Source organism: Gordonia sp. L191 (assembly GCF_030077625.1).
GTDB lineage: Bacteria > Actinomycetota > Actinomycetes > Mycobacteriales > Mycobacteriaceae > Gordonia > Gordonia polyisoprenivorans_A.
Window position 1 is genome coordinate 1,376,024 of sequence record NZ_CP125996.1, and the last position, 12,828, is coordinate 1,388,851.

General features: G+C 66.8%; 10 protein-coding genes and 1 pseudogene. 6 read left to right on the plus strand and 5 right to left on the minus strand.

The genetic code is table 11. The features are described 5' to 3' along the window. Positions 1 to 30: 30 nt before the first annotated feature. Both QNM97_RS06065 and QNM97_RS06070 read left to right on the plus strand, forming a co-directional pair. Complete coding sequence (locus QNM97_RS06065; RefSeq protein ID WP_079930512.1) at positions 31 to 1,158, plus strand: NDMA-dependent alcohol dehydrogenase; 1,128 nt, start codon at positions 31 to 33, stop codon at positions 1,156 to 1,158. Positions 1,159 to 1,216: 58 nt separating this feature from the next. Then, the gene (locus tag QNM97_RS06070; protein WP_283822000.1) at positions 1,217 to 2,623 is read left to right on the plus strand and encodes an aldehyde dehydrogenase family protein; all 1,407 of its coding nucleotides are present in this window, start codon (positions 1,217 to 1,219) and stop codon (positions 2,621 to 2,623) included. 18 nt (positions 2,624 to 2,641) lie between these two features. Here QNM97_RS06070 and QNM97_RS06075 read toward each other — a convergent pair whose 3' ends face one another. Then, a complete protein-coding gene (locus QNM97_RS06075; protein WP_283822001.1) occupies positions 2,642 to 3,385 on the minus strand; it encodes a hypothetical protein in 744 nt (247 codons plus the stop codon). A 70-nt stretch (positions 3,386 to 3,455) separates the two neighbouring features. On the opposite strand from QNM97_RS06075, the gene QNM97_RS06080 reads away from it, so the two are divergent. Beyond that, positions 3,456 to 4,763, plus strand: a complete 1,308-nt coding sequence (locus QNM97_RS06080; protein WP_283822002.1) for an MFS transporter — start codon at positions 3,456 to 3,458, stop codon at positions 4,761 to 4,763. Positions 4,764 to 4,901: 138 nt separating this feature from the next. Here the strand turns inward: QNM97_RS06080 and QNM97_RS06085 are convergent, their stop codons facing one another. Together QNM97_RS06085 and QNM97_RS06090 are read right to left on the minus strand one after the other, a co-directional pair. Next, positions 4,902 to 6,122, minus strand: coding sequence for an acyl-CoA dehydrogenase family protein (locus QNM97_RS06085; RefSeq protein WP_283822003.1), 1,221 nt, complete (start codon positions 6,120 to 6,122; stop codon positions 4,902 to 4,904). A 27-nt stretch (positions 6,123 to 6,149) separates the two neighbouring features. After that, complete coding sequence (locus QNM97_RS06090; RefSeq protein ID WP_208791987.1) at positions 6,150 to 7,529, minus strand: acyl-CoA dehydrogenase family protein; 1,380 nt, start codon at positions 7,527 to 7,529, stop codon at positions 6,150 to 6,152. 208 nt (positions 7,530 to 7,737) lie between these two features. Between QNM97_RS06090 and QNM97_RS06095 the strand changes: the two genes are divergently transcribed. Both QNM97_RS06095 and QNM97_RS06100 read left to right on the plus strand, forming a co-directional pair. Next, entirely contained in the window at positions 7,738 to 8,397 is a 660-nt protein-coding gene (locus QNM97_RS06095) for an MBL fold metallo-hydrolase (protein ID WP_283822004.1), read from the plus strand. A 504-nt stretch (positions 8,398 to 8,901) separates the two neighbouring features. Beyond that, positions 8,902 to 10,594: pseudogene (locus QNM97_RS06100) on the plus strand (HNH endonuclease signature motif containing protein). Positions 10,595 to 11,044: 450 nt separating this feature from the next. Here the strand turns inward: QNM97_RS06100 and QNM97_RS06105 are convergent. Together QNM97_RS06105 and hisN are read right to left on the minus strand one after the other, a co-directional pair. After that, positions 11,045 to 11,443, minus strand: coding sequence for a VOC family protein (locus tag QNM97_RS06105; RefSeq protein ID WP_283822005.1), 399 nt, complete (start codon positions 11,441 to 11,443; stop codon positions 11,045 to 11,047). 122 nt (positions 11,444 to 11,565) lie between these two features. Further along, positions 11,566 to 12,369, minus strand: coding sequence for a histidinol-phosphatase (hisN, locus tag QNM97_RS06110; RefSeq protein ID WP_283822006.1), 804 nt, complete (start codon positions 12,367 to 12,369; stop codon positions 11,566 to 11,568). A 45-nt stretch (positions 12,370 to 12,414) separates the two neighbouring features. Here hisN and QNM97_RS06115 point away from each other — a divergent pair, with 45 nt between their 5' ends. Continuing rightward, positions 12,415 to 12,813 carry a hypothetical protein gene (locus QNM97_RS06115; protein WP_208791983.1) on the plus strand — a complete coding sequence of 133 codons (399 nt, stop codon included), beginning with the start codon at positions 12,415 to 12,417 and terminating at the stop codon, positions 12,811 to 12,813. Positions 12,814 to 12,828 lie beyond the last annotated feature (15 nt).

Genomic DNA, 12,828 nt, shown 5'->3' on the forward strand with positions numbered 1-12,828 from the left:
CTGACACATCCCCGACGAAAGAAGACACCGATGTCCTTCACCACTCGCACCGCCGTTCTCCGTGAGGCGCCCGGGCGCTACGAGACCGTCACCCTCGACCTCGACGAGCCACGCCAGAACGAGGTGACCGTGAAGATGGTCGCGGCCGGTCTGTGCCACTCCGACGACCACGCCGCTACCGGCGACATCCCGGTCGGCATCTATCCGTTCGCCGGCGGACACGAAGGGGCGGGCATCATCTCGGCCGTCGGCCCGAACACTCCGGGTTTCGAGGTCGGCGATCACGTCGTGTTCTCGTTCTTGCCGGCGTGTGGGAAGTGCGAATTCTGTGCTCGCGGACTGTCGAATCTGTGCGACCTCGGCGCGACCCTGCTCTCCGGTGATCGCGCGGAGGATCCGGGGAGTTTCCGGATGCAGCTCGACGGCGCCCCGGTGGGGCAGCAGTGCGGTATCTCCACCTTCAGCGAGTACACCACCGCGTCGGTCGCCTCGGTGGTCAAGGTGGACAAGGACCTTCCGCTCAAACAGGCGGCATTGCTCAGCTGTGGTGTGCCGACGGGTTGGGGATCGGCGGTCAACTCCGCTCGGGTGCAGCCCGGTGACACCGTCATCGTGGTCGGCATCGGCGGGATCGGTGCCAACGCATTGCAGGGTGCGGCGCACGCCGGGGCCACCAGCGTCGTGGCCGTGGATCCGGTCGCGGCCAAGGAGGACAAGGCAAAACTGTTCGGCGCCACGCACTTCTACACCACGTTGGCCGAGGCCACCGAGTATGCCCGTTCGGTGACCAACGGGCAGGGCGCCGACTCGACGATCATCACCATCGGCGTGGTGTCCGGAGATGATGTGGCGCAGGCGCTGGACTCGATCCGCAAGGCGGGCACCGTGGTTCTCACCGGTCTGGGCAACATCACCGTGGCGGGTGCACCCATTCTGCTCGGTGATCTCACCCTCATGCAGAAGCGGTTGCAGGGCTCGCTGTTCGGCGAGTCCAATCCGCGTCGCGACATCCCCAATCTCGCGCGTATGTACCGGGCGGGTCAGCTCAAACTCGACGAGCTGATCACCCGCGAGTACACGCTCGACGAGGTCGCGCTGGCGTACGAGGACATGCACGCCGGCCGCAACATCCGCGGAGTGGTCGTCTTCGACGACTGAGTGTCACAGCCTTCGACGACTGAGTGTCAACAGATTTCGATCAGGAAAGAGAATCACCATGAGCACCACCTATGACAGCTTGCTGCTTTCCGTCACCGATCCCGCAGGTCGCGAGATCCTCGATCCCGCAACCGGTGAGGTCGTCGGTGCGGTCGCCTTCGGTTCCGTCGCCGATCTCGATGCCGCCGTGTCCCGTGCCCGGGCCGCACAACCGGCATGGGCGGCGCGCGCCGACGACGAGCGGAAGGCGTTGCTACTCAAGGCCGCCGACGCCATCGAGGAGGCCGCCGAACCCCTCGCCGAACTCCTCTCGCGCGAACAGGGCAAACCGCTGAACGGTCCCAACGCGCGCTTCGAGGTCGGTGCCTGCTCGGCGTGGCTGCGGGCTACCGCGGCCACCGCACTGCCCGGCGAGACCGTCGTCGACGACGAGGAGACCCACGCCGAATTGCGCTACCGCCCGGTGGGGGTCGTCGGTGCGATCGGTCCGTGGAACTGGCCGATGATGATCACCATCTGGCAGGTCGCCCCGGCCCTGCGGATGGGCAACACCGCCGTCGTCAAACCCTCGGAGTACACGCCGCTGTCGGTGCTCGCCCTGATCGAGGTCCTCAACGGCGTCCTGCCCGCCGACGTGCTCATCCCGGTCGTCGGCGAGGGTGAGGTCGGGGCCCGGCTGTCGTCTCATCCCGACATCGACAAGGTGATGTTCACCGGTTCGACCCGTACCGGTCAGGCGATCATCAGGAGTTCGGCCGACACCATCAAGCGCCTGACCCTCGAACTCGGCGGCAACGACGCGGGTATCGTGCTGCCCGACGTCGACGCGAAAGCCATTGCGCAGGACCTGTTCTGGGGATGCTTCATCAACACCGGGCAGACGTGCGCGGCGCTCAAGCGGCTCTACGTGCACGCCGACGTCTACGACGACGTGTGTGCTGCGCTCGTCGAGGTCGCCGGGCAGATGCCGATGGGCCGCGGGCTTGACGAGAACAACGTGCTGGGTCCGCTGCAGAACCGCGCGCAGTTCGACATCGTCGCCCGGCTCGTCGAGGCAGCCAAGGAGTCCGGCGCCAAGGTGCTCACCGGCGGTGACCCCGACACCGACGCCCCCGGCCACTTCTACCCGCTGACCCTGGTCGCCGACATCGACAACGACAATCCGCTGGTGACCGAGGAGCAGTTCGGTCCGGCGCTGCCGATCATCCGCTACACCGACGTCGACGAGGTCGTCGCACTGGCCAACGGCCTCGACGTCGGGCTGGGCGCCTCGGTGTGGAGTGGTGATGCCGGCGCCGCGCGAGCGATCGCGGGTCGTCTGGAGGCCGGCACCGTGTGGATCAACGCGCACGGAGGCGTGCACCCGATGATTCCGTTCGGCGGTGTCAAGCAGTCCGGGTACGGATTGGAGTTCGGCGTCGAGGGTCTCAAGGGTGTCTCGGTGCCGCAGGTGATCAACGGCTGAGCGGCGAGCGCCGCCGCATCACCCGGCGGGTGGCCGGGGCGGTGGGGGACCGAAGCGCAGCAGCGGGTTGTCGGGATCGGGATAGTTGATCTCGCAATAGGTGATCAGCGGTGAGTGCAGGACCAGTCCGGTGGCCGTCGGACATCGGTGGATGTCGGCCACTCCGGTGATCTGCCGTGTCACCAGCCAGGAGACGAGACCGTCGCAGGGTTGCGGCGACACCAGGGGGCCACGATCCTCGCCGGCGTCGTAACAGCTGCCGACGTGCAGGTTCGGTGCCAGACAGATCGGGGCGTAACCGTAGGAGGTGTCGTGGAACAGGAACCGTCCGTGCACCGAGACCGAGCGCATCTCGTAGCGTGCGAATCCGCTGACATCTTTCCCGGGGTCTGGGCAGGTCATCTGGGCCTGGCCGATCACCGGGACCGCCGGTCGGACCGCCACGACGTAGGTGGCCGCGGGGGTTGAACAGTGCACCGCGGTGTGTCTGCCGTAGCCGCCACCGGGGTGCAGCAGCGACATCTCCGGTCGGTCATGGGTGCCGACGCAGTCGCCGACCCCGACGTCGTCCCAGCCGACACCGTCACCGCGTGTCTGCAGCCACGCGTAACCGGCCAGCGCGGCCGTGACGAACACCAGCGTCAGCGCGATCGGGCGACGCCATCGTGACCTGCCGGCCGTCCTCGGTGTCCGCATCACCATCCCCCATTCCGGCGACACGGTCAGCGAATTCGGAGGTCGGGCGTCGTCGGTTCTCGACATCGTAGTGGTGGTCTGTCCCGGTCTGCGGCGATGTAGCACGATGTAGGCGCGACGAGAGGAGATCGGTCCGGTGAGCGCACCCGCCCGTGTCGGGCACCCGATGGTGGTGTGGACGGTCGCGGTGACCGTCTACTTCATCGCCGTTCTGCATCGGTCGTCGATGGCGGTCGCCGGTCTGCTCGCCGCCGACCGATTTCACATCTCGGCGTCGGCGTTGTCGACGTTCGTGGTGTTGCAGTTGCTGGTGTACGCGCTGATGCAGATCCCGGTCGGGCTCCTCGTCGACCGGTTCGGCCCGCGCCGGGTGCTGCTCACCGGCACCCTGATCCTGACGCTGGCGCAGCTGAGTTTCGCCTTCGCCGACACCTACGTGTGGGCGCTCGGCTCACGGTTCTTCGTCGGGGTCGGCGACGCCATGACCTTCGTGTGCGTGCTGCGGTTGGTGACCTCGTGGTTCCCGGTGCGGCGCATCCCGCTGATGACGCAGTTGACCGGAGTGCTCGGCCAACTCGGCGCGGTGGCGGCCGCGGTCCCGATGACCTGGGCGCTGTCGAATCTCGGGTGGACGCACGCCTACCTGGTGACCGCCGCCTGCGGTGCCGCGCTGCTGGTGATCGCGGCGATCGTGGTGCGCGACTCCCCACAGGCGCGCACCACCTCCGGGCCATTGCTCGGGTTCTCCGGCATCCGTGCCACCCTCGCCGCGGCCTGGGGTCATCCGGGTACCCGGCTGGGATTCTGGATGCACTTCTCCACGCAATTCAGTGCCACCGTTCTCGGATTGCTGTGGGGATTCCCGTTTTTCGTCGAGGGCGAGGGGCAGGGCGCGGGCGCGGCGGGCACCCTGTTGACGATCATGGTGTGCTCGATCATCGGCTTCGGACCGATCTTCGCCGCGCTGATCACGCGGCATCCCTGGCACCGGTCGACCCTGGTGCTGAGCGTCGTCGGCGCCATCGCCGGAATGTGGACGATCGTGCTCGCGTGGCCCGGTGCTGCGCCGTTCTGGCTGCTGATGCTGCTGGTCATCGTGTGCGGGATGGGTGGTCCGGCATCGATGATCGGCTTCGATCTCGGCCGCACCTCCAACCCCGTCTCACGCGTCGGCAGCGCGACCGGGATCATCAACCAGGGCGGCTTCTTCGCGAGCCTGCTGCTGATGGCGATGATCGGCATCATCCTCGACTGGCGCACCCCCGACGGCGCGTCCGGCTATCCGCCCGAGGCGTTCACCGCGGCGATGTCGGCGCAGTACCTGCTGTGGGGCGTCGGCGCCCTGCAGATCTGGCGATATCGCCGCAAGGGTCGGGCGCATCTGCTGCGCGAGGATCCGGTGGTGTGGTCGGAGCAATCCGGGCGGCCGCTGCCGGAGGCGTGAGCCGGGTCGCGTCCTCCCGGACCGACACCGCGACGGACACCGACAGATCCGCACCGACGGGAATCGCCCCGCGGACCTGGTGTCCGCGGGGCGATCTCGTGTTCAATGCCGGCCGGGGAGATCATCGGCCGGTGCGACTCACTTCAGTTCGGCGCTGCTCTTGCCGAGCACCCGGCGGGCGATGATGAGTTGCTGGATCTGCTGGGTGCCCTCGAAGATGTCGAGGATCTTCGAGTCGCGGGCCCACTTCTCGAGCAGCAGACGCTCGGAATAGCCTGGCGTACCGGCCAATTCGACGGCCTTGTTGGTGACGTCGGTACCCGTGCGGCCGGCCTTGGCCTTGGCCATCGAGGCCTCCAGCGAATTGGGCTGCTTGTTGTCGGCCATCCAGCACGCCCGCATGGTCAGCAGATACGCTGCTTCCCAATCGGATTCCATTCGGATGAATTCGGCTGCGGCGGCATGCTGATCGGCGGCGGGACGATCGTAATCGATCTCGATGCCCGCGTCTTCGAGGATGCGACGCAGCTCTTCGAGTGCGGCCCGCGCCACCCCGACGGCCATTCCCGCGACGAGGGGCCGCGTGTTGTCGAAGGTCTGCATGACCCCGCCGAAGCCCTTCTTGGTGTCGACCTCGGGGCTGCCGAGCAGGTTCTCCTTGGGGATGCGGCAGTTCTCGAACCGGATCACCGCGGTGTCGGAGACGCGGATGCCGAGCTTGTGCTCCAACCGGACCACCTCGACACCGGGATGCTCGCGCGGCACCACGAAGCTCTTGATCGCGGCGCGGCCGAGGCTCTTGTCGACGGTCGCCCACACCACGATGTGACTCGCGCGTGAGCCCGCGGTGACGAAGATCTTCTCGCCGTTGATGACGTACTCGTCGCCGTCGAGGGTGGCGGTGGTGGTGACCGCGGCCGAGTCCGAGCCGAAGCTGGGCTCGGTGATGGCCATCGCCGCCCACACCTTGCCGAAGCGCTCGAGCTGCTCGTCGGTCGCGACCGCGGCGATCGCCGAATTTCCCAGTCCCTGATAGGGAATCGACAACATGAGGCCGACGTCGCCCCAGGAGGTCTCCATCACGTTGACCACCGACTGCATGTTGCCGCCGTTGACCACGACGCCCTCGGGACGCTCCTTGCCCATGTCCTTGCTCCGGCCGGCATCGGCGCCTGCACCGGCCTGGCCGGTCTCGGCCAGACCGTCGTACAGGCTCGCCAGGGTGTCGAGCTCGACCGGGTAATCATGTTCGCGCAGATCGTATTTGCGCGAGATGGGACGGAAGATCTCCGCCGCGGCCTGATGGGCCTGATCGATGGTGACGCCGAGTTTCTTCGGCAGTTCCAGATTGATGCTCATGACTGTGTCCTCGATTCCCGGGTCGCCTTACAGGACGACGATGCCCTCGCCGATACCCGCGCCACGCAGGTCGCGGTACCAACGCTCGACCGGATGTTCCTTGGTGAAGCCGTGGCCGCCGAGCAGCTGGATGCCGTCGAGACCGATCTGTAGGCCCTTGTCGATGGTGAGCTTGCGCGCCAGGGCGGCCTCGCGGGCGAACGACAGGCCCTGTTCGGCGCGCGAGGCGCCGCGCAGGGTGACCAGACGGATGCCGTCGAGCTCGGTGGCGATGGTGGCGACCATGAAGGCCACCGCCTGGCGGTTGGAGATCGGCTCGCCGAACGCCTCACGCTCGTTGACGTAGGGGATGACGTAGTCGAGGACGGCCCGACCGGTTCCGGCGGCAAGTGCCGACCAGCCCAGCCGCGACAACCGCACCACGTCGCGATACGCCGCGAAGGCGGCATCGGAGGCTTCGGGCGAGCTTTCGCCGAGCAGCGCCGACTCCGGCACCGCGACGTCCTGCAGCAGCAGTCGACCCATGCCTGCGGCGCGCACACCCATGCCGGGGTCGGCCTCGACGATCAGGCCCTTGGAGTCCGATTCCACGATGAACAGTGCAGGGCGGCCGTCGAGTTGCGCGCCGACGATGAACAGTTCGGACGACCCCGCGGCCGGTACGAACGACTTCACGCCGTTGAGCCGGTAGCCGCTGGGCACGCGGGTTGCCTTGGTCTGCAACGAGAATGCGTCGAACAGCGGGCGCGGTTCGGCGATCACGACCGCCGACTGCGGGACGTTCTCACCGGCGAAGTCGGGCAGGTAGGTCTTCTGCTGGCCGTCGCTGCCGAAGTTCGTCAGCGTGGTGGCCACACCGCTCGGGGCGAGCAGCGGCAGCGCGAGACCCATGTCGCCGTAGGCCATCGCCTCGGCGACCAACGCGTTGGTCACGACCCCGCGCTCGGTGGCCGCGCCGTCGAGTTCCTCGGGGACGTTGATCATGGTGATGCCGAGTTCCGCGGAGCGCTTGACGATGCTCTCCGGCGCGGTGGCCGCGGCGTCGGCGTCGTAGGCTGCCGGACGCAGGATCTCGGTGGCGAACTCCTTGACCGTCTCGGCGATCATCTGCTGTTCGTCGTCGGGCGTGAGATTGAAGTAGCCCTTGGGTGTGGTCGTCAGCCGTTTGGCCGGAGCCGACCCGCCCTGCACCTTCGAGAAGGCGCGGTTGGCGGCGCCGAGGGTCTGGAACCCGGTCTTGGTCGCCTGGTACGCGATCCGGTTGATGGGTTCACGGATCTGGTACTTCTCGGCGAACTCCGAGCCCGTGACCGTGGTCAGCACGCGCATCGCGGTACCGATGAAGTTGCGGGGATGACGGGTCTTCCCGACGGCGGAGGTGTCGCGGGGTTCGGTGTGAGTAGACATGTTCACCATTTCTCGCAGTGGTTGACTGGGTGGGGCGGTACGGCTCCGGGATACCTTACCCGGCGGTAAGAACCGATCTTACTCATGGGTAAGAAGAATGTCACGTGTTTGTTCGCCGGGACTCGTTCGCCGGCCGTGCGTGCCGGGGCGACCAGGGGTTATGAAGCGGTTCGCTGACACATGAGGCCGCCGGGAGCACAGTGGAGGCATGCAACTCACGCACTTCGGTCATTCGTGTCTGCTGGTCGAACTCGATGGGGCGAAGATCCTGTTCGATCCGGGAAACTTCTCCCACGGTTTCGAGGGCATCACCGGACTCGACGCGATCCTGATCACCCACCAACATCCCGATCACTGTGACCCCGCGCGGCTGCCGGATCTCATCGCGGCCAATCCGCAGGCCCTCCGATACGCCGATCCGCAGACCGCCCGGCAACTCAATGACGCCGACTCGTCGGGGGAGTGGACCCCGGCGCACCCCGGGCAGCAGGTGGACATCGGCGCGGTCACCGCCCGGATGACCGGCGGCCGGCATGCGGTGATCCATCCGGAGATCCCGGTCATCGACAACGTCGCCTACGTCCTCGACTCGTCGCAGGGCGCCGGGCGGTTCATGCACCCGGGCGACTCGTTCTACATTCCGTTCGAGAATGTCGACGTCCTCGCGCTGCCGTCGGCGGCGCCGTGGATGAAACTCAGTGAGTCCGTGGATTACCTGCGTGCCATGGCGCCACGCGTCGCGGTGCCCATCCATCAGGCCATCCTGTCCGACGCGGGGACCGGCATCCACTACTCACGATTGAGCGAGATGAAGGACGCGGCAACCGAATTCGCCGTACTCGATCAGGAGTCCGCGGCCGACTTCTGAAAGATGTGCAGTTGACGGCACATCGTCGCGTTTCAGCCGGTCCCGCATGTCGGCGACCGACACCGCGGGGAAGTCGAGCCCCAAGGCGATCGTGGCGGCAAAGCGGGATGCACGGGCAACGCCCCGAGGGCGGCTGCAGCGCCGCTGCTGTAGCCTCCACCGAGAACGTAGCCGGAATCTGTTGCGCGAGAGGGTATTCGGTGCATCCCCGAGCGCATCCTCAACTGGCACAACCGGTGGGAGGCCGGTCTGGATCGGTGGTCGAGGCGCTTCCCGATCGGTGGTCGAGGTGCGAGGCGCCCAAGGTCCTTCACCGATCGATGGTCGAGGTGCGAGGCGCCCAAGGCGCCGAGCCTCGAGACCGAGCCGAACCCACGCTGAAACCCCACCACCAAACCCGTACGAAAAAACTTTCGACAACCCCTTGCCAACCCGACAAACCCGGCACATGCTCGAACACAACAGCACACAAACAGATGTGAGCTTATCGCCGGGGGGTGACAAATGATGGTCGACACCACACTCCCCGCTGACGCGTTACCGGATGTGTCGGGGTTGTCGACCGCGCAGAAACTTGCCCTCGCCCACTCGCTGATGGACGAGTTGGCATCGGATGATGTGACCGGTCTGTCCAACGATGACCTGGTTGCGGTTGCTCAGTCCACCGAGCGGTTGATCACCCGTGTCACCGTCCAGGGGGATCGGCAGATCGTCGAGTTCTCCGACCGTCATTTGGCGCGGGAGTACGGGTTCGGGTCGATCATCGACGCCATGATCGGCTTGTTGCGTGTGTCGGAACCGTGGCGGCGGTGGAAACAACTCACAGCGACCGCCACCTTCCACACCTTCACCGGCGAGGTCGCCGCCCCGAAATATCCGGCGTTGGCCGAAGCGATGGCCTCCGGGGCGGCCGGCCCTTCGCATGCGGCGGTGGTGATCGATGTGTTGGACCGTGTCCCGGCGACAGTGCCGTTCGACGAGAAAATGTCGGCCGACGCCGCGATGGCCGGGTTCGCCCGCACCCACACCCCGTCTGATCTTCGGATCTTGGGGGCACGGGTGTTGGCGCACCTCGACCCCGACGGTGAGTTGACCGACGATGCTGATCGGCAACGGCACCGCCAGATTCGCATCGGGCGTCAAGACGCCCAAAAAATGAGTGGCCTGACCGGACAAATGACCCCCACCTTGACCGCACACCTCGAAGCAGTACTCGCCGCGTGGGCAGCCCCCGGAATGAACAACCCCACCGACCCCGACTCCCCCGACCGGCAGTCGCGACGACGCCGACCCCGACGCGTTGACGGCCGCCGCAGCCCGCGATCACCGCGATCAGGTGCAACGCAACCATGATGCGTTGGAAGCAGTCCTACGCGCCGGACTGGATGTGGGACTCGGCCCGCAATCGCATCGCGGGCTGCCGCCGCACCTGATCATCAAAGCATCGCTGTCCGACCTGATCGCCCAAACCGGGATGGGCGTCACGGCGACCGGCACCCTGCTGCCGATCACCGATGTCATCGCATTGGCGGCCCACAGCCAGCCGTGGTTGGCGGTGTTCGACGACCACACCCGCCTGCCGCTGTATTTGGGTCGGGCGCGGTTGGCGAGTCAAGGCGAACGGATCGCGTTGTTCGCCAAAGACGGTGGCGAGTACTGCTCGTTTCCCGGGTGTACCCAACCTGCCGCGCACGTGGAAATTCATCACGCCACGAAAGATCATGCGAAAGGTGGGCTCACCAACATCGGTGACCTCGCCCCCGCCTGCGGCAAACACAACCGGATGGTCGGTGACAAACCCGGACAATTCACGACCGGGATTTATCGGGACGGGCCGTGGGCCGGACGCTGCTGGTGGCGCAACAACACCCCCATCGGGGCGGCTGAACCGAACCCGAAACGCACCAACGCGTTTCCGGATGTCGGGGCCACCTTCCGCGCCACCCTCGACACAGTGCGCGCGGAATTGCATCCACCACCCGACCCACCACCACGTGCGGCCGCTGCCAGTGCTGATACCGATCTCGCCGAGCGCGACGACCGGGGATCAGTGCTGCCCACCAACCGAATCCGCCGCAGCCGAGTCCCGGTCGGGCACGGGTATTACGACCTCGTCGAAATCCTCCACCCTGACCCTGGCTCGGACTCGCCGGTCGAGAACCGACTCGCCCAACTACTCGGCAGTCGCCGGCATTAGACCGTCACGTGCTCGGTCCTGGATCGGAAACCAGCAGCGGTGCAACAGGTCTCGAGGCTCGTCGCTAACGCTCCTCGGCACCTCGACCACCGAGAGGAAAGTGTTCCTCGGCAACTCGACCACCGAGAGGAAAGCGTTCCTCGGCAACTCGACCAACGGGATGAAAGCGCTCCTCCGCAAATCCATCGCAGAGGAATTGGGAGACACGCCCTGCGGGCTGGGTACTGCTGACCGGTGTTCGGCACGGAACGCCGATAGCCCGCCCATCCACAGTGATCCTCGATGTGCACGGCGTCTTTAGCATCTGTGTTCACTCGATCATTCACGGGCCGTTAGAGTTTCGACGGTGCTGCGACGGCGCACGCCATTCCGCGGCGACGATCGCCCGGTATAACCCGAAACGGCCGGCCCGGCTTCGTCACCGAACTCGACCGGGCCGACCAACGCGATCTACGCCGGCGGGGCGAAGAACTCCAGAGCGATGTTGTCGGGGTCGCGGAAGGAGATGCCCGACCCGTACGCCGCGTGCTTGATGTCGCCGTGGGCGATGCCGAGCTCGTCGAGCCGGGTGCGCCACCGCTCGAGGTCGTCCTGTCCGACCGCGAACGCTACGTGGTCGAGTCCGGTGCGCTTCTCGCTGAACACCTCCGACGGCGTCGAGTCGGTGTGGGTGTGCAGACCGAACAGCGTACCGCCGTCGAGGGCGTACACGGCGTGGTGGAACGCGCCGGACTCCTCGTCCTCTTCGAGGACGGGCTCGGCGCCGAACAGGCGGCTGTACCAGGACCGGCTGATCTCGAGGTCGGCGACGGTGATCGCAACGTGGGTGAGGGCGGGGAAGCCGGGCATGGAGAACTCCTGACGTCGGTGCGGGTCTCCTGTCGACGCTAGGTCGAACAGAGGAGTCCCCGAAGCACTTTCGTCGGCAACTCGTCGACTGGACAGGTGCGTCCGACCCGCCCGGGTCCGGCTCAGTCCGTGGCGAGCGCGGTGAGTACCGCGTCGTGCAGCAGTCCGTTGCTGGCTACCGCGTTGCCACCCCGGGGGCCGGGCGTCCCGTCGAGCGCGGTGAAGCGTCCACCGGCCTCTCGGACGAGGATGTCGAGGGCCGCGAGATCCCACAGTGAGACCTCGGGCTCGGCGGTGATGTCGACAGCACCTTCGGCGACGAGACAGTAGTTGTAGAAGTCGCCGTATCCGCGCACCCGCCACACCTCGTCGGTGAGTGCGATGAACTTGTCGCGGATGCCTGCCTGCGCCCACCCGGACAGACTGGAGAACGCCAGGCTCGCCGAGGCCACGTCGGCGACGCCCGACACCGACAACGACCGGGTGCGGCCGTCGAACTCCGCGAACGCGCCCTGGCCCTGCGCTGCCCACCAACGCCGACGCAGCGCGGGCGCCGAGACTACACCGACCGTCGGAACGCCGTCGACGAGCAGCGCGATCAACGTTGCCCACACCGGAACACCGCGCACGAAGTTCTTGGTCCCGTCGATCGGGTCGATCACCCACTGGCGTCCCGATCTCGTCGCCTCGCCACCGAACTCCTCGCCGAGTACGACGTCGTCGGGACGCCGACGCGACAGGTGCTCGCGGATCATCTCCTCGCAGGCCAGATCGGCGTCGGAGACCGGTGTGAGGTCGGGTTTCTGCGACACCTGTAGGTCCAGCGCCCCGAAACGCGCCATGGTGAGATCGTCGGCGGCGATCGCCAGCGACAGCGCGATACCGAGGTCGGAATCGTCGGATTCGGGAACGGGGTGGGAGGTCACGCGCGAAAGCCTAACGCGGAGGCCGGGCCCGGTAGGGTGGCCGTCATGTGGATCACCGTCACGATCGCCATCCTCCTGGCGGTCATGGCCGTCGCGATGATCATGCAGATGCGTGGCCGCCGGGTCGGCGGCATCGGAGGCAGCGCCCGCGGCGGTACCGGCCTGGTGCAGGGAACGATGACCCTCACCGGGGTCAGCGAGCGTCCCGAGGCTGACAGCAAGGGCGAGGCGTTCTGCACCGTGTCGGGCACCATTGTCGGTCCGGGCACCCGACCGGCCGAGGTCTACGGGACGATGGTGCTCGAACAAGGCCAACCGTGGCCGCAGATCGGCTCCGAACACCCGGTGGTCTACAAGCCGGGCAAGGCCGAGACCAGTTGGCATTTCGGTGAACTCCCGCCGCAGCCGCAGGTCCCGGGGGAGATGCCGCCGCCGACGTCCTGACGGCGCGTCCCAGCC

Coding starts and splice junctions, on each gene's coding strand:
- QNM97_RS06115 (WP_208791983.1), top strand. CDS start 12,415: ATGTGGATCACCGTCACGATCGCCATCCTCCTGGCGGTCATGGCCGTC.
- QNM97_RS06090 (WP_208791987.1), bottom strand. CDS start 7,529: ATGTCTACTCACACCGAACCCCGCGACACCTCCGCCGTCGGGAAGACC.
- QNM97_RS06095 (WP_283822004.1), top strand. CDS start 7,738: ATGCAACTCACGCACTTCGGTCATTCGTGTCTGCTGGTCGAACTCGAT.
- QNM97_RS06085 (WP_283822003.1), bottom strand. CDS start 6,122: ATGAGCATCAATCTGGAACTGCCGAAGAAACTCGGCGTCACCATCGAT.
- QNM97_RS06070 (WP_283822000.1), top strand. CDS start 1,217: ATGAGCACCACCTATGACAGCTTGCTGCTTTCCGTCACCGATCCCGCA.
- QNM97_RS06065 (WP_079930512.1), top strand. CDS start 31: ATGTCCTTCACCACTCGCACCGCCGTTCTCCGTGAGGCGCCCGGGCGC.
- QNM97_RS06075 (WP_283822001.1), bottom strand. CDS start 3,385: ATGTCGAGAACCGACGACGCCCGACCTCCGAATTCGCTGACCGTGTCG.
- QNM97_RS06105 (WP_283822005.1), bottom strand. CDS start 11,443: ATGCCCGGCTTCCCCGCCCTCACCCACGTTGCGATCACCGTCGCCGAC.